Genomic DNA, 972 nt, shown 5'->3' on the forward strand with positions numbered 1-972 from the left:
CCCCTTCCCCACCCTCGCCACCGCCCCCGTACGCACCACGGTGGGCCCGGTCGACGTGCCGGTGCGGTACTACGACTCCGCCGCCGCGCACCTCTGCTTCCCCGTCGACCCGGCCGCCGCCCGGAGCCTGCTGCCCGGCGCGGACTGGCTGACACCGAGCCGGCTCGGCCCCCGGGCCCTCGCCGTGCTCTCCCTGCACGAGCACCGGTGCACCACCATCGGCCCGTACACCGAGATCGCCCTGTCCGTCCTGGTGGACGACCTGTGGCGGCCGCGTCCCTACGACGCCGTCACCGATCTGCTGCGCCGCGTCGACCTGCGCCGCACCGGCCGCTACGTCCTCTCGCTCGCCGTCACCACCGAGGCGGCCCGGGTGGTCGCGCAGGAGGTCTGGGGCCAGCCGGTGCTCAGGATGCGCGCCGAGGCCGATCTGACGGGCCGGGAGATCCGGGCCCGCTCCGAGGACCTCGGGCTCGTGGTCGAGGGCCGGCTCGGGCCGGGCGTCCGCTGCCCCGACGCCGACCGGGCCCTGTACGGCCGCCGGGGCACCGGCACGGTACGCACCCTGGTCCGGGCCCACGGCAGGCTCCGCCTGCACCCGGGCGCGGGCGTGCGGGTACGGCTCGACACCGCGGCCGCCGAACCTCTCGCCGGACAGCTGCGCCGGCTCGGCATCGACGCGGCCCGGCCGCTGTTCGTGCTGGCCTGCCCGCAGTTCATGGCGCACCGCGGCGGCGGCGCGGAGCTGGCGCGCTGAAGTCCCGTACGCACGCAGCCTAGTTGGGAGTACCCATGGTGACCGAGTCCGCCCGGGCGAGCGCGGCGCGAGCCGATGAACTCCTCGCCCACATCGGCCGGTTGCGGGCCGACGCCGATCTGATGGACGGCTACGCCCGGCGCCTGCGCGCCATCGTCACCACCCTCGGCGGCTGTCCGACGGCACCCGAGTGGAGCCGCCGAGGGTGGTGACGA

At 76.3% G+C, this 972-nt stretch carries 2 protein-coding genes; both read left to right on the forward strand.

Annotated features, from left to right (window positions below; genetic code table 11):
- Positions 1–757 (forward strand): acetoacetate decarboxylase family protein (locus tag CCN72_RS37280; protein ID WP_167408751.1); only part of this gene is annotated, 757 nt, incomplete at its 5' end.
- Positions 758–792: 35 nt separating this feature from the next.
- Positions 793–969 carry a hypothetical protein gene (locus tag CCN72_RS39455; RefSeq protein ID WP_158101484.1) on the forward strand — a complete coding sequence of 59 codons (177 nt, stop codon included), beginning with the start codon at positions 793–795 and terminating at the stop codon, positions 967–969.
- The last annotated feature ends 3 nt before the right edge of the window (positions 970–972 follow it).

Origin of the sequence: Streptomyces murinus, from assembly GCF_002154555.1 — a bacterium.
Taxonomy (GTDB): Bacteria; Actinomycetota; Actinomycetes; order Streptomycetales; family Streptomycetaceae; genus Streptomyces; species Streptomyces murinus.

What these genes read in the sequence shown, in the direction of transcription:
- CCN72_RS39455 (WP_158101484.1), top strand. Translation starts at nt 793, where the DNA reads ATGGTGACCGAGTCCGCCCGGGCGAGCGCGGCGCGAGCCGATGAACTC.